The organism is Thalassospira alkalitolerans, from assembly GCF_002115745.1.
GTDB lineage: Bacteria > Pseudomonadota > Alphaproteobacteria > Rhodospirillales > Thalassospiraceae > Thalassospira > Thalassospira alkalitolerans.
This window is the reverse complement of the sequence record NZ_JFKB01000014.1, coordinates 1-19,899: the sequence shown is the minus strand read 5'-3', so window position 1 is coordinate 19,899 and position 19,899 is coordinate 1. Positions and strand designations below refer to the sequence as shown.

At 54.5% G+C, this 19,899-nt stretch carries 21 protein-coding genes; 15 read left to right on the top strand and 6 right to left on the bottom strand.

The window, feature by feature from the left end; all coding sequences use genetic code 11:
- Positions 1-157 precede the first annotated feature (157 nt).
- The 4 genes from TALK_RS17305 (at position 158) to TALK_RS17290 (ending at position 4,188) form a co-directional block, all read left to right on the top strand.
- Positions 158-1,648, top strand: coding sequence for an alkaline phosphatase (locus tag TALK_RS17305; protein ID WP_085620403.1), 1,491 nt, complete (start codon positions 158-160; stop codon positions 1,646-1,648).
- 65 nt (positions 1,649-1,713) lie between these two features.
- Positions 1,714-2,154, top strand: coding sequence for a hypothetical protein (locus tag TALK_RS17300; RefSeq protein WP_085620402.1), 441 nt, complete (start codon positions 1,714-1,716; stop codon positions 2,152-2,154).
- Between the two features lie 4 nt (positions 2,155-2,158).
- On the top strand, positions 2,159-2,869 hold the full coding sequence (locus tag TALK_RS17295; RefSeq protein ID WP_085620457.1) for an ABC transporter ATP-binding protein: 711 nt from the start codon (positions 2,159-2,161) through the stop codon (positions 2,867-2,869).
- Positions 2,866-4,188, top strand: a complete 1,323-nt coding sequence (locus TALK_RS17290; protein WP_085620401.1) for an FtsX-like permease family protein — start codon at positions 2,866-2,868, stop codon at positions 4,186-4,188. The genes TALK_RS17295 and TALK_RS17290 overlap by 4 nt, the downstream gene beginning before the upstream one ends.
- Positions 4,189-4,234: 46 nt before the next feature.
- Here TALK_RS17290 and TALK_RS17285 read toward each other — a convergent pair whose 3' ends face one another.
- Complete coding sequence (locus TALK_RS17285) at positions 4,235-4,774, bottom strand: YHS domain-containing (seleno)protein (RefSeq protein WP_085620400.1); 540 nt, start codon at positions 4,772-4,774, stop codon at positions 4,235-4,237.
- A gap of 217 nt (positions 4,775-4,991) precedes the next feature.
- Here TALK_RS17285 and TALK_RS17280 point away from each other — a divergent pair, with 217 nt between their 5' ends.
- A complete protein-coding gene (locus tag TALK_RS17280; RefSeq protein ID WP_085620399.1) occupies positions 4,992-5,375 on the top strand; it encodes a VOC family protein in 384 nt (127 codons plus the stop codon).
- A gap of 23 nt (positions 5,376-5,398) precedes the next feature.
- Here the strand turns inward: TALK_RS17280 and TALK_RS17275 are convergent, their stop codons facing one another.
- On the bottom strand, positions 5,399-6,223 hold the full coding sequence (locus TALK_RS17275; RefSeq protein ID WP_085620398.1) for a carbon-nitrogen hydrolase family protein: 825 nt from the start codon (positions 6,221-6,223) through the stop codon (positions 5,399-5,401).
- 199 nt (positions 6,224-6,422) lie between these two features.
- Here TALK_RS17275 and TALK_RS22305 point away from each other — a divergent pair, with 199 nt between their 5' ends.
- On the top strand, positions 6,423-7,964 hold the full coding sequence (locus tag TALK_RS22305) for a phytanoyl-CoA dioxygenase family protein (protein WP_245830009.1): 1,542 nt from the start codon (positions 6,423-6,425) through the stop codon (positions 7,962-7,964).
- Positions 7,965-7,988: 24 nt separating this feature from the next.
- Positions 7,989-9,329 carry an NAD(P)H-dependent oxidoreductase gene (locus tag TALK_RS17260; RefSeq protein ID WP_085620397.1) on the top strand — a complete coding sequence of 447 codons (1,341 nt, stop codon included), beginning with the start codon at positions 7,989-7,991 and terminating at the stop codon, positions 9,327-9,329.
- A 99-nt stretch (positions 9,330-9,428) separates the two neighbouring features.
- On the opposite strand, the gene grxC is transcribed toward TALK_RS17260, so the two are convergent.
- The 3 genes from grxC to TALK_RS17245 form a co-directional block, all read right to left on the bottom strand.
- Positions 9,429-9,686, bottom strand: a complete 258-nt coding sequence (gene grxC / locus TALK_RS17255; protein WP_037991032.1) for a glutaredoxin 3 — start codon at positions 9,684-9,686, stop codon at positions 9,429-9,431.
- Between the two features lie 125 nt (positions 9,687-9,811).
- Positions 9,812-10,579 (bottom strand): ComF family protein, encoded by a 768-nt coding sequence (locus TALK_RS17250; RefSeq protein ID WP_139833871.1) that lies wholly within the window; start codon positions 10,577-10,579, stop codon positions 9,812-9,814.
- A 63-nt stretch (positions 10,580-10,642) separates the two neighbouring features.
- Positions 10,643-11,539, bottom strand: coding sequence for a LysR family transcriptional regulator (locus TALK_RS17245; RefSeq protein ID WP_085620396.1), 897 nt, complete (start codon positions 11,537-11,539; stop codon positions 10,643-10,645).
- A gap of 158 nt (positions 11,540-11,697) precedes the next feature.
- On the opposite strand from TALK_RS17245, the gene TALK_RS17240 reads away from it, so the two are divergent.
- The 4 genes from TALK_RS17240 (at position 11,698) to TALK_RS17225 (ending at position 16,568) form a co-directional block, all read left to right on the top strand.
- Positions 11,698-12,315 carry a glutathione S-transferase family protein gene (locus TALK_RS17240; protein ID WP_085620395.1) on the top strand — a complete coding sequence of 206 codons (618 nt, stop codon included), beginning with the start codon at positions 11,698-11,700 and terminating at the stop codon, positions 12,313-12,315.
- Positions 12,316-12,442: 127 nt separating this feature from the next.
- The gene (locus TALK_RS17235; protein WP_085620394.1) at positions 12,443-14,569 is read left to right on the top strand and encodes a 2Fe-2S iron-sulfur cluster-binding protein; all 2,127 of its coding nucleotides are present in this window, start codon (positions 12,443-12,445) and stop codon (positions 14,567-14,569) included.
- Between the two features lie 98 nt (positions 14,570-14,667).
- Positions 14,668-15,573 (top strand): methyltransferase domain-containing protein, encoded by a 906-nt coding sequence (locus TALK_RS17230; protein ID WP_085620393.1) that lies wholly within the window; start codon positions 14,668-14,670, stop codon positions 15,571-15,573.
- Positions 15,570-16,568 carry an FtsH/Yme1/Tma family ATP-dependent metallopeptidase gene (locus tag TALK_RS17225; protein ID WP_085620392.1) on the top strand — a complete coding sequence of 333 codons (999 nt, stop codon included), beginning with the start codon at positions 15,570-15,572 and terminating at the stop codon, positions 16,566-16,568. Before TALK_RS17230 ends, TALK_RS17225 begins: the two co-directional genes overlap by 4 nt.
- A gap of 11 nt (positions 16,569-16,579) precedes the next feature.
- On the opposite strand, the gene TALK_RS17220 is transcribed toward TALK_RS17225, so the two are convergent.
- Complete coding sequence (locus TALK_RS17220) at positions 16,580-16,798, bottom strand: DUF6500 family protein (RefSeq protein WP_085620454.1); 219 nt, start codon at positions 16,796-16,798, stop codon at positions 16,580-16,582.
- A 128-nt stretch (positions 16,799-16,926) separates the two neighbouring features.
- Here TALK_RS17220 and sfsA point away from each other — a divergent pair, with 128 nt between their 5' ends.
- From sfsA to TALK_RS17200, 4 genes are all read left to right on the top strand, one after another.
- Positions 16,927-17,649, top strand: coding sequence for a DNA/RNA nuclease SfsA (gene sfsA, locus TALK_RS17215; protein WP_085620391.1), 723 nt, complete (start codon positions 16,927-16,929; stop codon positions 17,647-17,649).
- 73 nt (positions 17,650-17,722) lie between these two features.
- Positions 17,723-18,553 carry a type I methionyl aminopeptidase gene (map, locus tag TALK_RS17210; protein ID WP_169715062.1) on the top strand — a complete coding sequence of 277 codons (831 nt, stop codon included), beginning with the start codon at positions 17,723-17,725 and terminating at the stop codon, positions 18,551-18,553.
- A 37-nt stretch (positions 18,554-18,590) separates the two neighbouring features.
- Entirely contained in the window at positions 18,591-19,421 is an 831-nt protein-coding gene (radC, locus tag TALK_RS17205; RefSeq protein ID WP_085620389.1) for a RadC family protein, read from the top strand.
- A gap of 26 nt (positions 19,422-19,447) precedes the next feature.
- Positions 19,448-19,843, top strand: coding sequence for a VOC family protein (locus TALK_RS17200; RefSeq protein WP_085620388.1), 396 nt, complete (start codon positions 19,448-19,450; stop codon positions 19,841-19,843).
- The last annotated feature ends 56 nt before the right edge of the window (positions 19,844-19,899 follow it).

Below are 19,899 nucleotides of genomic sequence, written 5' to 3'. Positions count from 1 at the left end.
CGAGCAAATGCACCATCCCGTGCGCCCGAATGAACAGCGTAACAGATCGATAACATTTCCTTCACGAAAACGCCTCTCGCGATTTTTACAATGCGCACCGTTCGTCGCATGTATATCGCGTGGCCGAACACACAGTTCGATAAGGGAGAACATCGAAATGAAACGCCTTCTTGTTGCCTCCGCACTGGCTGGTGCCATGTGCGCGAACGTTGCTGTTGCCGCTGATATGCTGCCGCAGGCCAATGATCCGTATTTCGTCGCTGCACAGCAGACCCTGCAGCAGAAACTGCACGAGCAGGTCAATACCAACCGCGCCAAGAACGTTATCCTGTTCGTTGGTGACGGCATGAGCATTCCGACCGTAACCGCCGCACGCATCTATGAAGGTCAGAAGCGCGGCGTTGACGGCGAAAGCAACAGCCTTGTCTTTGGCACCTTCCCGAATGTTGCCCTGTCCAAGACCTATACCCATGACGCCCAGATCGCTGACTCGGCACCGACCGCATCGGCAATGATGGCTGGCGTAAAAATGAATAACGGCACCATCGGCGTCAGTTCCGAAGTTGCCCGTGGCGACTGCAAAGCCCAATTGGCCCACCCGGTCAAAAGCCTTGCCGCTCAGGCTGAAGAACAAGGCATGTCAACCGGCGTAATTTCCACCGCCCGTTTGACCCATGCCACCCCGGCTGCAACCTATGTCCACACCGCGGACCGTAACTGGGAAAATGATGCGGATCTTTCCGATGCCGCCAAAGCAGATGGTTGCCCGGATATCGCAAGCCAGATGATCGCATGGCCAGCCGGCGACGGCTTTGAAGTTGCATTCGGTGGCGGTCGCCGTAACTTCATCGACAAATCGATGAACGATCCCGAAGACAAAGGCAAAACTGGCAGCCGTACCGATGGTCGCGATTTGACCAAGGAATGGGTCGATGCCAAAGGCAAAGGCGCATCCTATATCTGGAACAAAGAACAGTTTGACGCGATTGACGTCGCATCAGCCAAACATGTTCTGGGCCTGTTTGACCGGTCGCACATGGAATACGAAGCCGACCGTGCGAAAGATGCCGGTGGTGAACCGAGCCTGGCCGAAATGACCGGCAAAGCCATCGATATCCTGTCGAAAAATGACAAAGGCTACTTCCTGATGGTTGAAGCCGGTCGTATTGACCATGCCCACCACGAAGGCAATGCTGCCCGTGCGCTTGAAGACACCGTCGCCCTTAATGACGCGGTCAAGGAAGCCATGAGCAAAGTCGACATGGAAAACACCCTGATCATCGTCACGGCCGACCATTCGCACACCATGACCATTTCCGGCTATGCCGAGCGTGGCAATCCGATCCTTGGCCTGTCACAGGGCAAAGCCGATGATGGCAAAGCTTACACCACCCTTGGTTACATGAACGGTCCGGGCGCACTTAAAGACGAACTTCGTCCTGACCTTGCCAATGTCGATACCACCGACGTTGACTTCCTTCAGCCGGCCCTGATTCCGATGAGCAGCGAAACCCATGCCGGTGACGATGTTGCCATCTTTGCGGCCGGTCCCTGGTCGCACCTGTTCCACGGCGTCGTTGAACAGAACTTCATCTATCACGTCATGTCCTATGCCTCGAAAATCGAAGACCGTATGGCTTCGAAATAACGCATAGCCCAAATATTGCCGGTCGCAGTTCGCTGCGGCCGGTTTTTTCCTTAATGGAGATTCCCATGATCATCGGACGTCGCACCTTTATTGCAGGTACTGCCGCAACCGCCGGAATGCTAATTGCGCCGTCTGCCTTTGCACGTGACCGGATCAAAATTACCGATATTTACAAAAACCAGGCCGAATTTTCGGTTCTGGCCAAAACATTTGCCAAAGAAAAAACCCGTATTGAAATTACCGGCTTCATGGCCCCGCCGCTTAAGGCCGAGGCATCGTTTTTTGTTCTGACCCGCCGCCCCATGTCGGTTTGCCCGTTTTGCGAAACATCTGCCGACTGGCCGGTCGATATCGTTTTCGTCCGGACCCGTAAAATGGTCGAGGCCATCGCCTTTAACCGCATGATTGTCACGAGTGGAATTCTTGAGCTCGGCGAAGCCAAAGATGAGGATACCGGATTTGTCAGCCTTGTCCGACTTGTCGATGCCCAATTCGAAATCGTCTAGTTCCATGGCAGACCAAAATGCTGCCGGGCTTTTGCGAATTACGGATCTGGAACTGTGCTATCAGAAAAATGCGGCACCGGTTCTTGCCTTGCCAACACTTGCCATTAACCGTGGCGAGGTGGTCGGCATTTCCGGGCCTTCTGGTTCGGGAAAATCCAGCCTGCTTTATCTGATCAGCGGCCTTTTGCGCCCGACACGCGGACAAATTAACTGGAATGACACCGATATCACCAAACTGTCGGAAGGCGCCTGTGATCGCTGGCGACGCCAATCGATCGGGTTTGTGTTTCAGGACTTCCATCTGATCGACGAAGTCAGCCCGCTTGAAAACGTTCTGATCCCGGCAAGCTTTGCCGGATGGCGCATTTCGGCCGATACGCGCCAGCGCGCCCATGATCTGCTGGATCAGGTCGGCGTGCCGATGGCGCGCAAAAGCACCTCGGACCTGTCGCGCGGCGAACAGCAACGTGTGGCGATTGCCCGCGCCCTTTTATTCGATCCGCCAATCATTCTGGCCGATGAACCAACCGCCAGTCTGGACGATGCCGCCAGTCTGGTCGCGGCCGACACCCTGTTTTCGCTCGCGGGACCGAACCGGACCGTTATCACCGTCAGTCATGATCGCGATGTCATTGATCGCTGCAAACGCATCCTGAAATTCGACAAGGGTCATCTTGTCGATGATGTGTCGCGCAACCCGGCGGAGGACGCATGAACCCGTTTCCCATCGTCATGGCCAGTCTGCGGCGTCACTGGATCATGAACATCCTGTTTGTTTTGCTGATTGCGGTTGCCGTTGCCATTGGTGTTGGCATCACCGCACAGGAACGCGCCCTTCGTCAGGGCAGTGCCCAGGCCGCCGACAAATTCGATATTTTGATTGCCGCACCGGGCAGCCATACCGAAATCGTGATGAATACAATTTTCCTGCAACATAGCGCGGTCAACCTGCTTGATGGCCAATACTGGGCCAGCCTGATCGACGATCCACGCGTCAAGATCGCAGCACCGCTGGCCTTTGGTGATAGCTGGCAAGATCACAGCATCGTCGGATCAACCCCGCAATTTGTTGATTATCTTTCGGACGGACTTGCCACGGGGCATGTGTTTGAAAATATCGAACAGGCCGTGATCGGTGCCGCCGTACCACTTGAAATCGGTGATGAATTCGAACCCGTCCACGGCCAAGGTGCCGAGGCCGAACTTGAACATCATCATCATGGTGTGCATCTCGAAGTTGTCGGCAAGATGAACCCGACCGGCACCCCATGGGATAGTGCGATCATCGTTGCCGTCGAACAGGTCTGGGATATCCATGCCCTGCCGACCGGACATGATGAAGACGATCACGACCATGAACATGACGACGCAACAGAACATCATGACGAACATGAAGATCATGACCATGGTGAAACTGCGGAACATCACGACGAAGAACATGAGCACGACCATGAAGTGATGGACCATATCGGCCCGCCCTTTGATGCCGATGCCCTGCCCGGTGTTCCGGCACTGGTTGTCCGCCCCAAAAGCGTTGCGGCGGCTTATACCCTGCGTTCAGATTTTCGGACAGAACACAGCACGGCATTTTTCCCGGCCGAGGTTCTGGTGGAAATGTATCGCTTGCTGGGCAATGCCGGTTCGGTGATGCGCGCGATGGCCCTGGGATCACAGGGATTGGTGGTTGCCGCCATTCTGGCAGCGATCCTTGCCCTGATGCAGCTTTATCGCAAACAATTCGCGGTTCTGCGTGCCCTTGGCGCCCCGCGCAGCTATGTGTTTGGCGCGATCTGGTCCTATGTCTCGATCCTTGTGGTGATCGGGGCGATTGGCGGGCTTGGGCTGGGCTGGCTTGTTGCACAATCGGTTTCAGCCATCTTTACCGCCGAAACCGGCATGGCGTTGCAGGCAACAATTTCGAGGTCCGAACTTTCGCTTGCCGGTGGCTTTATCCTGATCGGCCTGATCCTTGCCACCGTTCCGGCCTTCTTGCTCTATCGACGACCGGTCGTCGAAGCTTTACGCAATTCGTAAAACACCCCCCGGCAGACCAAATCTGCCGGGGGGTCAATTTGCAGCCTTACTGCACAGGGGCAGGGCCGTCATAGGTACCGTCATTATCGGCAATCGCCTGCCAGCTTCGTGCAGATGCGCCCTCGGCCTCAAGCGACGTCCAATTACTTTCGGACTTGTCTATATTGCCACTGATATCACTGCTCCAGAAACCAACCACCGTTGGCGTGACGTTCAGATAAAGCACCCCGTCGACAATCCGCCACAGGTTCGGGTTCCCCGGAGCCTTGCCACCCTGTGCCACGCCATAGGCACAATGCCCGTCATATTTCGGGGCATATTTTTCCGGATTGGCAACGAACATGTCGCGATGTTCGGTCGATGCAAACGCCCATGTCGCACCGTTATAATCCACTGTAATCGTCGCATGTCCCGGCACGGCACGGGGCTGAACATTACCGGGTTCTGACTGTTTCAGATCGAAATAGGCCACCGGGTCATAACCGCTGATGGCAAAACCGGTTTCATCCACATATTGCTCGCCCGCAAATGCCGCCCCCGACATGCCAATCATCAGGGAAGAAGCCAGTAAAATACGCTTTAGCATCGCCTTTAACACTCCGGTTAATATCTTTGGATGTGCCAAGACTGAAAGAAACGACACCAAACGTAAAATGACGTTGCGACACTGTTTCGTGAACCCGCGTGATCCCCCGCATACCGCATTTTGCGCATTGCCATGTGCATCGCGATTCCCCTTGACCTCAACTTAACTTGAGGAATTAGAACAGAAGAAACTGCAAACAAAGACAAAGGAACACGCAATGACAAATGCATTTCTGGAACATGTGAATTTCACCGTTGCCGATCCGGCCAAAACCGCCGCCCAATTGTGCAACTGGTTCGGATGGAAAATCCGCTGGCACGGCCCGTCCAAGGATAATGGCACGACCTATCACGTCGGCAACGATACAAGCTATGTCGCCATTTATTCCACGGGCACATCCGCAGAAACCACTGAAAATTCCTATGCCACGCGCGGCGGATTGAACCATATCGGGATCGTGGTCGATGATCTGGACGCAACAGAAAAAAAGATTTTGGCGGGCGGCTATAAAACCCACAACCATGCGGATTACGAGCCGGGTCGCCGGTTTTACTTTAACGATGAAAACGGCATCGAGTTCGAGGTGGTCAGCTATCACTGACCACCAACCCGATACGCCCTAGCTCAGCATGGCTTATATGCCCGGTCATTGTGAAGGGATGGCACCATGCGCCGAATCTCTTCGACCCGGCCCAGATCAATCTCGGCGGTGATAAAGCCGGGATCGGTGCCGCCATCGGCAAGGACTTCGCCCCATGGGTCAATGATCAATGAATGACCAAATGTCTTTCGGTCGCCCGGATGTTCGCCACACTGGGCGGCCGCAATGACAAAACAGCCATTTTCAATGGCGCGCGACCGCAACAAATTGTGCCAATGCGCCTGCCCGGTCGTTCTGGTAAAGGCCGCCGGGATGGATAATATTTTCGCACCTGCCTTGGCATAGTCGCGGAAAAGCTGCGGGAACCGCACGTCATAACAAATGGCAATGCCGATATCCCCGACATCGGTTTTGGCAAGCCTTGCCTGATCACCGGGGCGGAATGTTTTGCTTTCGCGGTAACTTTCACCCCCCGCCAGATCAACATCAAACATGTGGATCTTGTCATAGGATGTGATGACCTTGCCATCCGGGCCAATGACGAAACACCGATTGGCCACCCGGTCTTCGCCCGGCACCGTCACATGCAGCGATCCGACAATCAGGGTTGATTTCAGTTCCACGGCCAAATCGCAGAAAAATGTCAGGGCGGGATGGGCGGCCTCGTCATAGGCCGCAGTGCGAACCTTTTCCCCACCAAACGAGATCATGGAAACATTTTCCGGAAACGCAATCAGCGTCGCCCCCGCCGCATGGGCATCGCGGGCATAGGTCGCCGCACGCGCAAGGTTATCGTTCATATCGTCGCGGGCATTGACCTGAACACAGGCAGCAATGAAACGGTCCATGACGTCGGCTCCTTTATCGATGTTCGGCTTTAATCATGAAATGTCGCCTGCCAACCGGCAAGACACAATCGGGCAATATCCCATCGCAGCACGCATTTTCATGCCCTTGCGCAACCACAGAGACAAAACCCGCCGTTTTGATCTTCCCATGGTTCAAATTAGTGTATACAGTATTCCGAATGTAGAAAAAGGATTGAAGATGGAACCGCTTTCCGGTCGTAAAAGTCTGACTGACGAAGTGCATGACCGTTTGGTTGATGCGCTTTGTTCCGGTGCTCTCCCTCCCGGAACACCTTTGCGTCAGGAAGCTTTGGCCGAGGAGCTCAATGTCTCGCGGCAGCCCGTGTTGCAAGCTCTGGGTTTGTTGCGACGTGATGGACTGGTGGTACCGATGGGACGGCGCGGCTATCGCGTTGCCCCGGTCGATGCCGATCTGGTTCAGCATGTGTATGACTTGCGTGAAGCGTTTGACGGGCTTGCTGCCCGTTTGGCGTCAAAATCCTCGGAATCTGATCGGAAATCGGCACTGCGGGCGGCGATTAAACAGGGACACCACGCCCTGGACAAAAACACCACCGCAGATCTTGTTGCAGCCGATGTCGCGTTTCATCAAACGATCTATCGCCTTTCGGGCAATCCCCTATTGCCCGAGGCATCCGCCGCAATCTGGCTGCAGGTTCGGCGCGTCATGCACGCCGACCTGCAGACCGGAACCGGTCCTGACCCCGTCTGGACCGAACACGAAGCCATCGCCGATGCCATCATGGCCGGCGATGGTGCGGCAGCCGAACGATTGGCCATTGCACATGCACGCAATGCCACCCAGCGTTTACTGACGCATATGAAAGAAACTGCAAAAAAACAATTGAATCGCCTGGCGCATAAACCGTCCAAACAGGGCATATCGTCGCAATACAAAAACAAAAATGCGACACGGAGGAACATCATGAAACTCAACGAAACGGCACTTGCCGAATTCCGCGAACAGGGCTTTGTCTTTCTGCCAGAACTTTTTTCCCGCGAAGAAGCCGCCCTTTTGCTGGCCGAAGCACGCGGTATTTACGCATCGGACCGCGAAGAAGTCTGGCGCGAAACATCAGGTGTGGCGCGCACCGCCTTTGCTGCGCATACCTATAACGAGGCCCACCGCCGTCTTGGTTCCCATCCCCGTTTGATCGAACCTGTTGAACAGTTCCTTGATGAACAGGTCTATATGCATCAATACAAAATCAACGCCAAAGCTGCCTTTGATGGCGCTGTCTGGCAATGGCATCAGGATTACGGCACCTGGCAACGCGACGATGAAATGCCCGAACCGCGCGCTTTCAACATCGCCCTGTTTCTTGAAGACGTCACCCCGGCCAATGGCCCGTTGCTGTTTATCCCCAAAAGCCACAAGGCAGGCGTGCTTAAGGCCGGTCATGACCTTGAAACCACATCCTATCCTTTATGGACACTGGATCGCGAAACCGTTTCCAAACTTGCCGCCGAGGGCGGCTGTGAAGCGCCAATTGGCCCCGCCGGTTCGGTTGTGATGTTCCATGGCAATCTGGTCCATGCCAGCCCGCCCAATATCAGCCCGTTTGACCGCACCATTGTTTATCTAAGCCTCTGCGCTGTTTCGAACCATATCCGGGCGTTTAATCGCAAACCGTGGATCGCACATCGGGACTTTACCCCGATCACCCCGCTTGCCGATGATTGCCTTGATGAACTGGTGGCGAAACAAGCCGCAGCATAATTTGGCGGTGACGGAGAATTTTAGATGAACCTTGATACAAAGCTGCGCAAACGTGCTGCGGATGGCAATCCCGTTCGGGTTGGCATTATCGGCGCGGGTAAATTCGGCTCGATGTTTCTAAGTCAGGCGGGCCATCATCCGGGCTATCACGTGCTTGGCGTTGCCGATCTCAGTGCAACACGCGCCAAAGACGCATTGGCGCGTGTTGGCTGGCCAAAGGATCGCTATCAGGCAACAAATCCCGATGACGCGCTTAAAAACGGCACCACATGGATTACCGAGGATGCCAACGCCCTGATCGAAGCCAACGGGCTAGAGGTCATCATCGATGCCACCGGCAGCCCGGCGGCGGGCATTCGGTTCGGGCTTAAGGCCATCGAATATGGCCGTCATCTGGTGATGGTCAATGTCGAGGCAGATGTCCTTGCCGGGCCGTTACTGGCACGTAAAGCCGAACAGGCCGGGCTGGTCTATTCCATGGCCTATGGCGATCAACCGGCCCTGATTGCCGAAATGGTTGATTGGGCGCGTGCGGTTGGCCTTGATGTCATCTGTGCGGGCAAGGGCACCAAATATCTGCCCGCCTATCACCATGTGACGCCCGATGATGTCTGGACCCATTATGGCCTGACACCGGAACAGGCCAAGGCTGGCGGCATGAACCCGCAGATTTTCAACAGCTTTTTGGATGGCACCAAATCCGCCATAGAAATGGCGGCGGTTTCCAATGCCTGCGATCTGGTACCCCAAGATGTCGGTCTGCGGTTTCCGGCCTGCGGGGTTGATGATCTGCCACGTTTGCTCTCGCCCAAAGAAACCGGTGGATTGCTGGATCGCAAAGGTACGGTTGAAGTGGTTTCAAGCCTTGAACGCGATACTCGCCCGGTATTTCGCGATCTGCGCTGGGGCGTTTATGTGACCTTCGAAGCCCCCAGCGATTATGTCAAACGCTGCTTCTCGGAATATGGCCTTCTGACCGATCCAACCGGTCAATATTCCGCGATGTATAAACCATACCATTTGATCGGGCTGGAACTTGGCATTTCGGTCGCCTCTGCTGCTCTGCGTGGTGAGGCCACCGGATCACCACGCGCATGGTCGGGCGATGCGGTTGCCTTTGCCAAACGCGAACTGGCGGTGGGGGATCGGCTGGACGGCGAAGGCGGTTACACCGTCTATGGCAAATTAATGCCTGCACGCATGTCAAAGGCCAATAATGCCCTGCCGATTGGCCTTGCCCATCATCTGACACTTAAACGCAAGGTCGCGGTTGATCAGGTCGTGACCTGGGATGATGTCGATTTTAATGCCCATGATCCGGCCATCCGTTTCCGCAAGGAAATGGAAGATACCTTTGGTCGCTAACACCTGAATCCCCCCCCGACCCCGTCGTGCCACCACCAACGAAAAACCCCGGCCCAATTAAGGGACCGGGGTTTTTCAATTTCGCAATGATGCGAACATTCAGGCCGACAGTTTACTGTCCAGGCCGCCCTTGGCATTCAGCGCCATCAACTCGTCGCAACCGCCGATATGTTCGTCATTGATAAAGATCTGCGGCACGGTGTGTTTGCCATTGGCGCGATCCATCATTTCCTTTTTACGACGCGGTTCCATCATCACGTCGATCAATTCGTATTTGGCACCTTTTTCTTCCAAAAGCTTGCGGGCGCGCTTGCAATAGGGGCACCATTCGGTGGCGTAAACTTCGACTTTTGCCATCTCGTTATGTTCCTTTTTCTTCTGACCATGATCCACGTGACGGCGCAAAATCAGCGCCTTTACATTGCATTACGGCCGATCAATTTCGTTGGATGACGTTTCTATAACAGATATTTTGCAACGCGTCATCGCACCACCCGTGCAACTGTGATCACAGAGACGTGCATGGCTCCGGCCTGTTTTAAAATCCGTGTACAGGCATTGGCCGTCGCCCCGGTCGTCAGCACATCATCAATCAAAATAACCCGCGCCCCATCAAGGCCTATTTTCCCTGCCTGGCGTTCATTTATGGCAAAGGCGCCGCCAACTTCGCGCTTGCGCGATGACGGCCCCAGACCGCCCAGGCTGCGCGTTTTGCGCAACCGGCGAAGAACTGTGCCATGCCAGGCAATACCGGTTTGCCGCGACAAGGCCGCGGCCAGCAAGCCCGACTGATTATAGCGCCGTTTTAATAATCGCGTTCGATGCAAGGGCACGGGAATAATCAGATCAGCATCCGACCAAAAATCCCGCCCAGCCTGCAACAGCCATCGCGCCAGAAGCGGCGTCAGATCGGTACGATCCGCATGTTTAAACCGCAAAATATAATTCCGGCTGAAATCGTCATAAACAAGCGCCGCCCGCGCCGCGTCAAAGGCCGGGTGTTTGCGCAGGCATTCACCACACAAGATACCGTCACCAAGATCGTCGCTGACAAGTTCGAAAGGATAACCACAACACGCACAAAGCGGCTTGGATATGAACCGCAATCCGGCCCAGCAATCGGCACAAACCGCATGTACCGTATCGGTAATAGTGCCACAGCCACCACAGCGCGGCGGTAAAACGGTCCGCAAACCGATTTTCATCACATCACCGATGATGCGGCCAATCTGCGACGGTAAAATCCCCACCCGATGCCCCGAAATATTGAAACCACATTCAAATATAGCACGCGCCAAGGTTGATACGATCTTCTAATTGATCCGCTTGTCCGAACGTAAACGATCTACCGCCAGATCGATAAAAGCCCGAACCTTGGCCGGGGCATGGCGGCCTTCGGGATGAACGATATGGATCGGAAGTGGTTCGGGCTCATACTCCCTCAGAACCACTTCAAGCGACCCGGCCTCGATAAAGGGTATCGCCTGATAAGATAACAAACGCACCATCCCCCACCCATCAATCGCCGCATTGCGTGCGGCCTCGATCGAATTGCTCTGCAATCGTGCGCTTACCGAAAGGCTGATTTTCTGAGCGCCGCCAAATTGCCAGTCCAGCGGCGCAGACGACCCGGTTGATGCAATCACTTTATGCGCCCCAATATCTGCGGGCACCTTTGGCCAGCCATGTTGGGCAAAATAGTCCGGCGATCCGCAAACAATACGCCGCACCATCCCCACCTTGATCGCACTCATGGATGTATCGGACATATGCCCGATGCGAATGGCAAGATCGATGCCTTCCTCGACGATATTGACGATACGATCAAACAAAAGCGCCCGGCCGCGCATCTCTGGATAAAGATCAAGAAATTCGCTCAGGACCGGAAACATATACATCTGCCCGAACAGAACCGGGGCAGTAACAGTCAATGTACCGCTTGGCCGGGCATAGGCACCACCCGCCGCTGCTTCGGCTTCTTCCAGATCGCCAAGCAACCGTTTACAATCGGCATAATATTGTGCCCCCGGCTCGGTCAGAGTGACGGACCGTGTTGTCCGGGTCAGAAGCCGCGCACCGGTGATGTCTTCCAGAAAGGCAACCGCGCGCGTGACCGCAGGCGGGCTTGAACGTAATTGTCGCGCAGCCCCGGCGAAGCTTCGCGCTTCGACAACCCGGACAAATATCTTCATCGCCTGAAATCGATCCATCCCACCCTTCCCGGCCAAACAATCAGCCACCTAAACACCCAATAACCATTCCATTTTACGGAATAATAAATTCCTGGAAAACCATATTCATCAATTTAACAGGAACAATCATAGTCAGGACATCCAATCAACGTCGCCCTGAAAGAAGGACTTTAACAATGAAGCTGCATTATTTTCCGCTCTCGGGTCACGCCCATCGTGCCCATCTGTTCCTAAGCCTGTTGGGCGTAGACCACGACGTCGTGATGGTGGACCTCGCCAATGGGGCCCATAAATCGCCGGAATTCCTCAAACTGAATCCATTCGGGCAGGTGCCGGTGCTCGAAGACGGCGATGTCGTGATTTCAGATTCCATTGCGATCATGACCTATATCGCCAAGAAACTCGGCGCGACCAATTGGTTACCCGAAGATGCCAAAGGGGCTGCCAAAGTCCAGAAATGGCTTTCGGTTGCCGCCGGGCAGATTGCCTTTGACGTCTGTGCTGCCCGTCGGATCACGGTGTTTAACGCGCCGTTCAATGCCGACGAAGTCATTACGCGCGCCCATGCCATCCTTGCCCTGATTGATGACGAACTGACGGGCAATGACTGGATCGCGCTTGATCACCCGACCATCGCCGATGTCGCGCTTTACAGCTATATCGCCAATGCGCCCGAAGGCAATGTTGACCTTGCCGCCTATGCCAATGTCCGCGCATGGCTAAAACGTGTTGAAGCCCTGCCGGGTTTTGTGCCGTTCGAACAAACCGCCGCGGGTCTGCGCGCCGCGGTCTGACGGGGCGGGTCGGGACGGGGCTGGCCGGTCTTTCACCATGCTTGGGCCTCCCCCTGCACAGACACGGTGATCCCCCGCCCCGGACCGGCCCTTCCCTGACTTCCCTTGTCTCGCAAAGGAAACTGCCATGAACACGCGCATTGCCTCATCTGCCCCCCTGCAATTCACACCGTCCGGCGCCAAAACCGATGGCCCCTGGCACGAAGGTGAAATTCACCTGCAAAAGCTGGTCGGGGTCGATGCCCGCATGGCCGAGGTCGGCAAACGTGTTCTGCGTGACCACCTGATTGATCAGCATCGCCAGTTTTATCCGCAACTGCCCTTTGCCGTGTTTGGGGCGGTTGATGACAATGGGGATGTCTGGGCAACCCTTCGCGCCAATCATCCCGGCTTCCTGTCTTCGCCCGATCCCTATCAGCTTATTGTCGACCTCCCGCGTGATGCAACCGACCCGGCCGATGCCGGGATGGATGACGGCAAGGCCATCGGCATGATCGGGATAGAGTTGCACACAAGACGCCGCAACCGCCTCAATGGCACCATCGCCCGATATTCTGATAACCGTTTTGCGATCCGGGTTGGGCACAGTTATGGCAACTGCCCGCAATATATCCACCTGCGCGATGTCGAATTCACCCGCGATCCGCTTGCCCCTGCATTGCCGGAAAACAAATTGTATGAGGATTTGGACGGTGGATTGGATGAACAGGCACGGGCGATAATTTCCGCGGCCGATACCTTCTTTGTCGCAACCTATGTTGATCGCCCCGGCGAAAACCGCGAAGTCGATGTTTCACACCGGGGCGGCAACCCCGGATTTGTCCGCATTGGCTCTGACGGCAGCCTGACCATTCCCGATTTTGCCGGCAACCTGTTCTTCAATACACTGGGCAATATCCTGTCCAATCCCAAGGCTGGCCTTGTGTTTACCGATTTCGCCACCGGCGATGTCCTACAAATCACCGGTGATGCCGACGTCATCATCGACGGACCGGAAATTGTCGCCTTTCAGGGGGCGGAACGTTTATGGCGGGTTTTCCCGCGCAAGGTGATTTTGCGCAAAGCCACCCTGCCGATCCGCTGGCGCGATCAAATCGACGGTGTATCACCCAATAATCTTCTGACCGGCGACTGGGAAACGGCAGAACGTAAAATGGCGGCAATGAAAAACGCGATTACGTGGCAAAATTTCAAAATCGCCCGGATTGTGAAGGAAAACAGAATAATCAAATCCTTCCATCTCGAACCGATCGACGGAGCCGGAACCCTGCCCCACAAGGCCGGGCAGCACCTGCCGATCCGGGTTATTCTTCCCGGCCATGACCAACCATTGATCCGAACCTATACGCTGTCAAATGGCCCATCGGACAATACCTATCGCATCAGTGTGAAGCGCGAGGGCGTGGTTTCAAGCCATTTACACGATGACCTTAAGGTCGGCGATGTAATCGAAGCCCGCGCCCCTGCCGGGGACTTTTCAATAGATGCCCACGAAAAGCGCCCGGCAGTTCTGATCGCAGGCGGGATCGGCATCACGCCGATGATCTCGATGCTGCGTCATGTGGTCTATGAAGGGCTGCGCACACGCGGTTTTCGGCCGACATGGCTGTTTTACGCCGCACGAAACCGAGAAGACCGGGCCTTTGATCCTGAAATCATCGAACTGGCAAAGGCCGCACAGGGCAGCATTCGTCTTGTCCGGGTGCTGGCCGATCCGACCGATGCGGAGCCGCGCAAGGATTACGAGGCATCGGGCCATATCGACATGAACTTATTGCGCTCTCTGCTGCCGTTTGACGATTTTGATTTTTACCTCTGCGGCCCGCCATCCTTTATGCAGGCCCTGTATGATGGCCTACGCGGGCTTAACATCGCCAATAACCGCATCCATGCCGAGGCCTTTGGCCCCACATCGCTACAACGAACCCTCGATGCCGATGCCAAATTACCCGAGCTGGCCCCGGCCAGCACCAAAGAAGTCCAAATCAACTTTGCACAATCAAGCCGCTCGGCCATCTGGCAACCAAAAGATGCCAAGACATTGCTGGAATTGGCCGAAGATGCAGGCCTTGCGCCAGAGGCAAGCTGCCGGGGCGGGAATTGCGGCACCTGCCGAACCAAAATCCGGCAAGGGCACGTGACCTATAAAACCCGACCATCGGCCAAAACCGCCCCGGATGAAGCATTGATCTGCTGTGCCGTTCCCGCCGCAACGGAAGACAACAAAGCCGAACCGCTTATACTCGCACTTTAGAACTGGCGCTTTGATCAGGTCTTGGATTGCATGGGCGGGCGCGACGTTCTATCTAGGTCGTAACTTGTAAAACGACTTTTGACGGAGCTTCTCGCCCCATGGCCGATCCGATTACCGTTTTTGATCGCCACATCCTGAAACTGCGCCGCGACCGTGCTGCAAAGCGGGCCAGCGCATTCAACTTCCTGTTTGCCGAAACCGCCGAACGCCTGGCCGACCGGCTTGACGATACAACGCGCAAGTTTCCGCTGGCGGTGGATATTGGCTGTCACAGTGGTGAACTGGGCCAAATCATTGGCGGACGTGGCGATATCAAAACCCTGCATCAATGCGATATTTCATATGGCTATGCCCGTTCGGCGCAAATGCGAAACGATCATACCGCTTTTGTCGCCGACGAAGAATTCCTGCCCTTTGCCGACGGATCACTTGATCTGATCCTGTCGAACCTGTCGCTGCATTGGGTCAATGATTTGCCGGGTATGCTGCTTCAGGCGCGCCGTGCGCTTAAACCCGACGGGCTGTTTCTGGCCTGTATGCTGGGCGGCGATACGCTGCGCGATCTGCGCGAAGCCCTGATGACCGCCGAGGCCGAAGAAGAAGGTGGCGTTTCACCGCGTGTTTCGCCGTTTGTCGATGTCCGCGATGCCGGGTCGCTGTTACAGCGCAGTGGCTTTGCCCTGCCGGTTGTTGATTGCGATGACATCACCATTGATTATCCCGACGCGCTAAAACTGATGCGCGACCTTTCGGGGATGGGCGAAAGCAATCTGGTTGCCATCCGATCCAAAAAATTCACCAAACGCAGCACATTGGCCCGCGCGGCCGCAATTTATCACGAACGCCATGGGCGCGAAGACGGCCGCATCCATGCAAAATTTCAGATTATCTATCTGACCGCATGGGCCCCGGATGAAAGCCAGCCAAAACCGCTGCGCCGTGGTTCAGGGCAAGTCAGTCTGGTTGATTTTCTGGGGGATGACAGTTCGGGGAAAAGCACGTGAAATTCAAAAAGTTCGGATTTGCCGGAAAGGCAACAATCAAAAGCGTTGCCGGGCTGTTGATCTGTGTTCTACTGATTGCCGGAATTCTTGTCGTTTTCAAAAAGATTGATGATCCCACAGATGATTTTTCTAAAACGCTTTTTGGCTATTTACTGCTGTTCCCGGCGTTCCTGTTCCTGACCCAACTGCTGTTCCCCTTCTCATTGAGTGTGCGTAGCTGGCTTGCGGGAATGCTCTTTATTGCCTGCTCCATGTGGCTCGCTTCGGCTTTTGGCGGCGCTACATATCACTATTTCAGCCAAAATCCGGCAGAACTCGCTGCCTTGGCTAGCGCTTTTGCACTTTGCTGTCTTGGCGCAATCATAGCCTTTTTTTTCGGCAAACTGACAAACCCGCTTGCGTGGAACATACAAAACTTCGTGCTCCCGTCATTCTCAAAGAGGGATAACGAAACGGTCGCAATACACGAAGCAGGCCACGCGATGATGTTTGCTGCTGTTGACGAGATTCCCGGTTATGTCGAAATTATAGCCAAGCCTTCAGAATTCGGATTAGGCGCAACCGTTGGGACCGGTTTAAAACATCAAGCTGCCGCATCGAATGAATATCAATGGGCAATGTTATGTTGTCTTGCCGGTCAAGCTGCGGAAAAATTCAAACTTGGCATCATCCATGATGGTTCGCAACAGAGCTATGAGCATTGGATGGACGCGGCCAAACGATTTCTAAGCCAACAGCCTGGTCAAATTTTCTACCCTGCCCCAACAAACACCCTTGAGATCGAGCACAACAACCAAGCTCTTTGCGAGCTGCGCGAACGCCATCTCAGCCTACTCGAACAGTATTTTTCGCTGAATTCTGCTGTGTTCGACAGCTTGTGCGAGACACTGCACAAACAAAAGCATGTTAAAGCTGGGAAGCTTCGCAAGTTGCTTGCCCCCGTCCAGCTACCCGATGGTTTCCCGACCATCGTTTTGTCGAATATGAAGATTTGAAGCCAAATGGATCACATCCCGGCTAAAACCAGCCCGCGGATTTTGGTGGCCTTTTCAAAATGATCCAGCCGGTGGGTTTCGATCCACCATGTGGCGACTTCCATCAGAAGGGCCGGATCATCATTGCGGTTGGCGAAGAACGCATAGAATGACAGGCCGACATTTGGGCCTTTTTGGGCGATTTTGCGATCGCAAACAGCAATGATTTTATCGCGCAGGCTTTGGCGCATGATGGCTCCTATCAGATCGTCATTCGTCGCAAGGGCTTGATGTATGACCATTTTACCGCGAAATTGGCACCCTGACCGCGTTCATCACCTGACAGTTTGTGTCAGAACAGTTTTCCGAAAGGTTTGATATGGAACTTCCTCACCCCCTGATCCACGGCAAACTGATCAAGCGGTACAAACGCTTTTTGGCTGATATCGAACTTGATAATGGCGAGATGGTCACCGCCCATTGTGCCAATCCGGGCGGGATGATCGGGTTAAAGGAACCGGGGATTGATGTTTGGCTATCCACTTCGGACAATCCGAAACGCAAACTGAAATACAGTTGGGAATTATGCCGGGTCAATGATGCGATGGTTGGGATCAACACCGCCCATCCCAACGCGATTGTCGAAGAAGCCATACTGGCCGGGAAAATCCCCGAACTTGCCGGATATGCGACACTTAAACGCGAAATCAAATACGGCAAAAATTCGCGGATCGATATCTTGCTGTCCGATCCAGATCGCGGGCTTTGCTATGTCGAGGTTAAAAACGTTCATCTGAAACGTGACGATGCCGTGCCCGGTCTGGCTGAATTTCCCGACGCCGTCACCGCCCGCGGGGCAAAGCATCTGGACGAGATGACCGACATGGTTGCCGAGGGGCATCGCGCCGCTATGTTTTACCTGATACAGCGCGATGATTGTCACCAATTTGCCTTGGCATCGGATATCGACCCGCATTATGCCGCGCGCTTTGCCGCCGCCACCAAAGCCGGGGTCGAGGCAATTGCCTATGACTGCGTCATTGATACGGCATCAGTGACGGTAAATGTGGCCTTGCCGATCCGCGATCTTAACGGAAAGTGACGCTATCCTTGCCAATTTCGCCCGGTCCGATTATGTCATTGAATTATGTCGCAACGTCGCGACGATTGAATTTATGGCTGAATCAAGGAGATTTCGGGTGGCGAACGGAAAAGTCAAATTGCACGGACCCGAAGCATTCGAGGGCATGCGCGCCGCCGGACGGCTGGCTGCGGAAGTGCTCGATTACATCACGCCTTTTGTTATTCCGGGCGTGACCACGGGCAAGCTTGATCAATTGTGTGATGAATATATCCGCGATCACAATTCGGTCTCGGCCTGCCTGAATTATCGCGGTTTTCCGAAATCGATTTGCACATCAATCAACCATGTTGTCTGTCACGGTATTCCCGGCGATAAAAAACTGATGAATGGCGACATCATGAATATCGATGTCACCGTCATTCTTGATGGCTGGTACGGTGATACATCACGCATGTATATCGCAGGCACACCCAAGGTCATGGCGCAGCGCCTTGTTGATGTGACCTATGAGGCACTTTGGCGCGGCATCAACGTTGTTAAACCGGGTGCGACCCTTGGCGATATCGGCCATGCCATCCAAAGCTATGCCGAAAGCGAACGGTTTTCGGTGGTGCGTGATTTTTGCGGCCATGGCCTTGGCCAGGTCTTCCATGATGCCCCGAATATTTTGCATTACGGCAAGCCGGGCGAAGGTCTGGTTCTGGAACCGGGCATGATATTTACGATCGAGCCAATGATCAATCAGGGCACTTTTGAATGTAAAATTCTACCTGATGGCTGGACAGCGGTGACGCGGGATCGCAAACTGTCCGCACAGTTTGAACATTCGCTTGGCGTGACCGATAACGGGTTTGAAATCTTTACCCGTTCACCGGCCGGACTTGAAAAACCGCCATACGATATCAGTGCAGCCGCCGAATAAGGCAACAGCCTAGGCGCAAACAAAAGGGGAAGCGGATTTGAGCGACACAGAAAATCGCAAAGCTGCTTCCCGTGCTGATGCGAAGCCCGCACAGATTGATGATGGCACACGGGTGTTTTTTGATCAAACCCGCGATGCCATCCCCGCCGGGCAAAGCCCCGAACTGCCAATTTCCGAAACCACCGAAAAAAAGCCAAAACCGCATTACCATGGCCATCGGCAACGTTTGCGCGAACGCTTTATCAAGGGCGGTTCAAACGCCCTGGCCGATTATGAATTGCTGGAACTGATGCTGTGCATGGCAATGCCGCGTGGCGATGTCAAACCATTGGCAAAATCCCTGATTGCGCAGTTTGGCAGTTTCGCCAATGTGCTTGCCGCCCGCCCCGAAGACTTGCAAAAGGCCAAGGGCCTTGGCGAAGCCGGAATTGCCGCCATCAAGATTGCCGAAGCCAGTGCACAGTTCCTTGCACGTGAACGCGCCATGGAACTGCCGGTGATTGCCAGTTGGGAACAACTGATTGATTATTGCCGGGTACGGTTGGGCCATCGCAAGACCGAAGAATTGCATTTGCTGTTTTTGGATCGCAAAAACCGGCTGATCGCCGATGAATGCCATCAAACCGGCACGGTCGATCACACCCCGGTCTATCCGCGTGAAGTGATCAAACGCGCGTTGGAACTGCATGCCAGTGCAATCATTCTGGTGCATAACCATCCCAGCGGTGATGCCACCCCATCACGCGGCGATATCGATATGACCCGCAAAATTATCGATGCGGCCAAGCCGATGGAAATCACCATCCACGATCACATCATCATCAGCCAGGCCGGATATAATTCGTTCAAAACCCTTGGTCTGATGTAAGTATCCCACCCTCAGGATTCCCGAACATGCCCCATATCGGACTGGTCACACTTGTCGTGACCGATTACGACGATGCCATCGATTTCTATGTCAACAAGGTCGGATTTGATCTGATTGAAGATAGCGATATGGGGGATGGCAAACGCTGGGTGGTTATCAGCCCCAAAGGTGCTGTTGAAACGCGCCTGTTACTGGCAAAAGCATCCGGTGAACCGCAAACATCGGCAATTGGCAACCAGACAGGTGGCCGCGTTGGATTTTTCCTAAATACCGATGACTTGGCACGCGATCATAGGCGGATGAAAACGGCTGGTGTCGTGTTTTTGGAAGAACCGCGGTACGAGCCTTATGGCATTGTTGCCGTCTTTGCCGATCTATACGGTAACAAATGGGATTTGCTGGAACTAAACCCCCTGCGATAAAGACGCAGGGGGTTCAGAAACAAAGCACTAGAGCGTTTCATGATTTGTCAGAATCT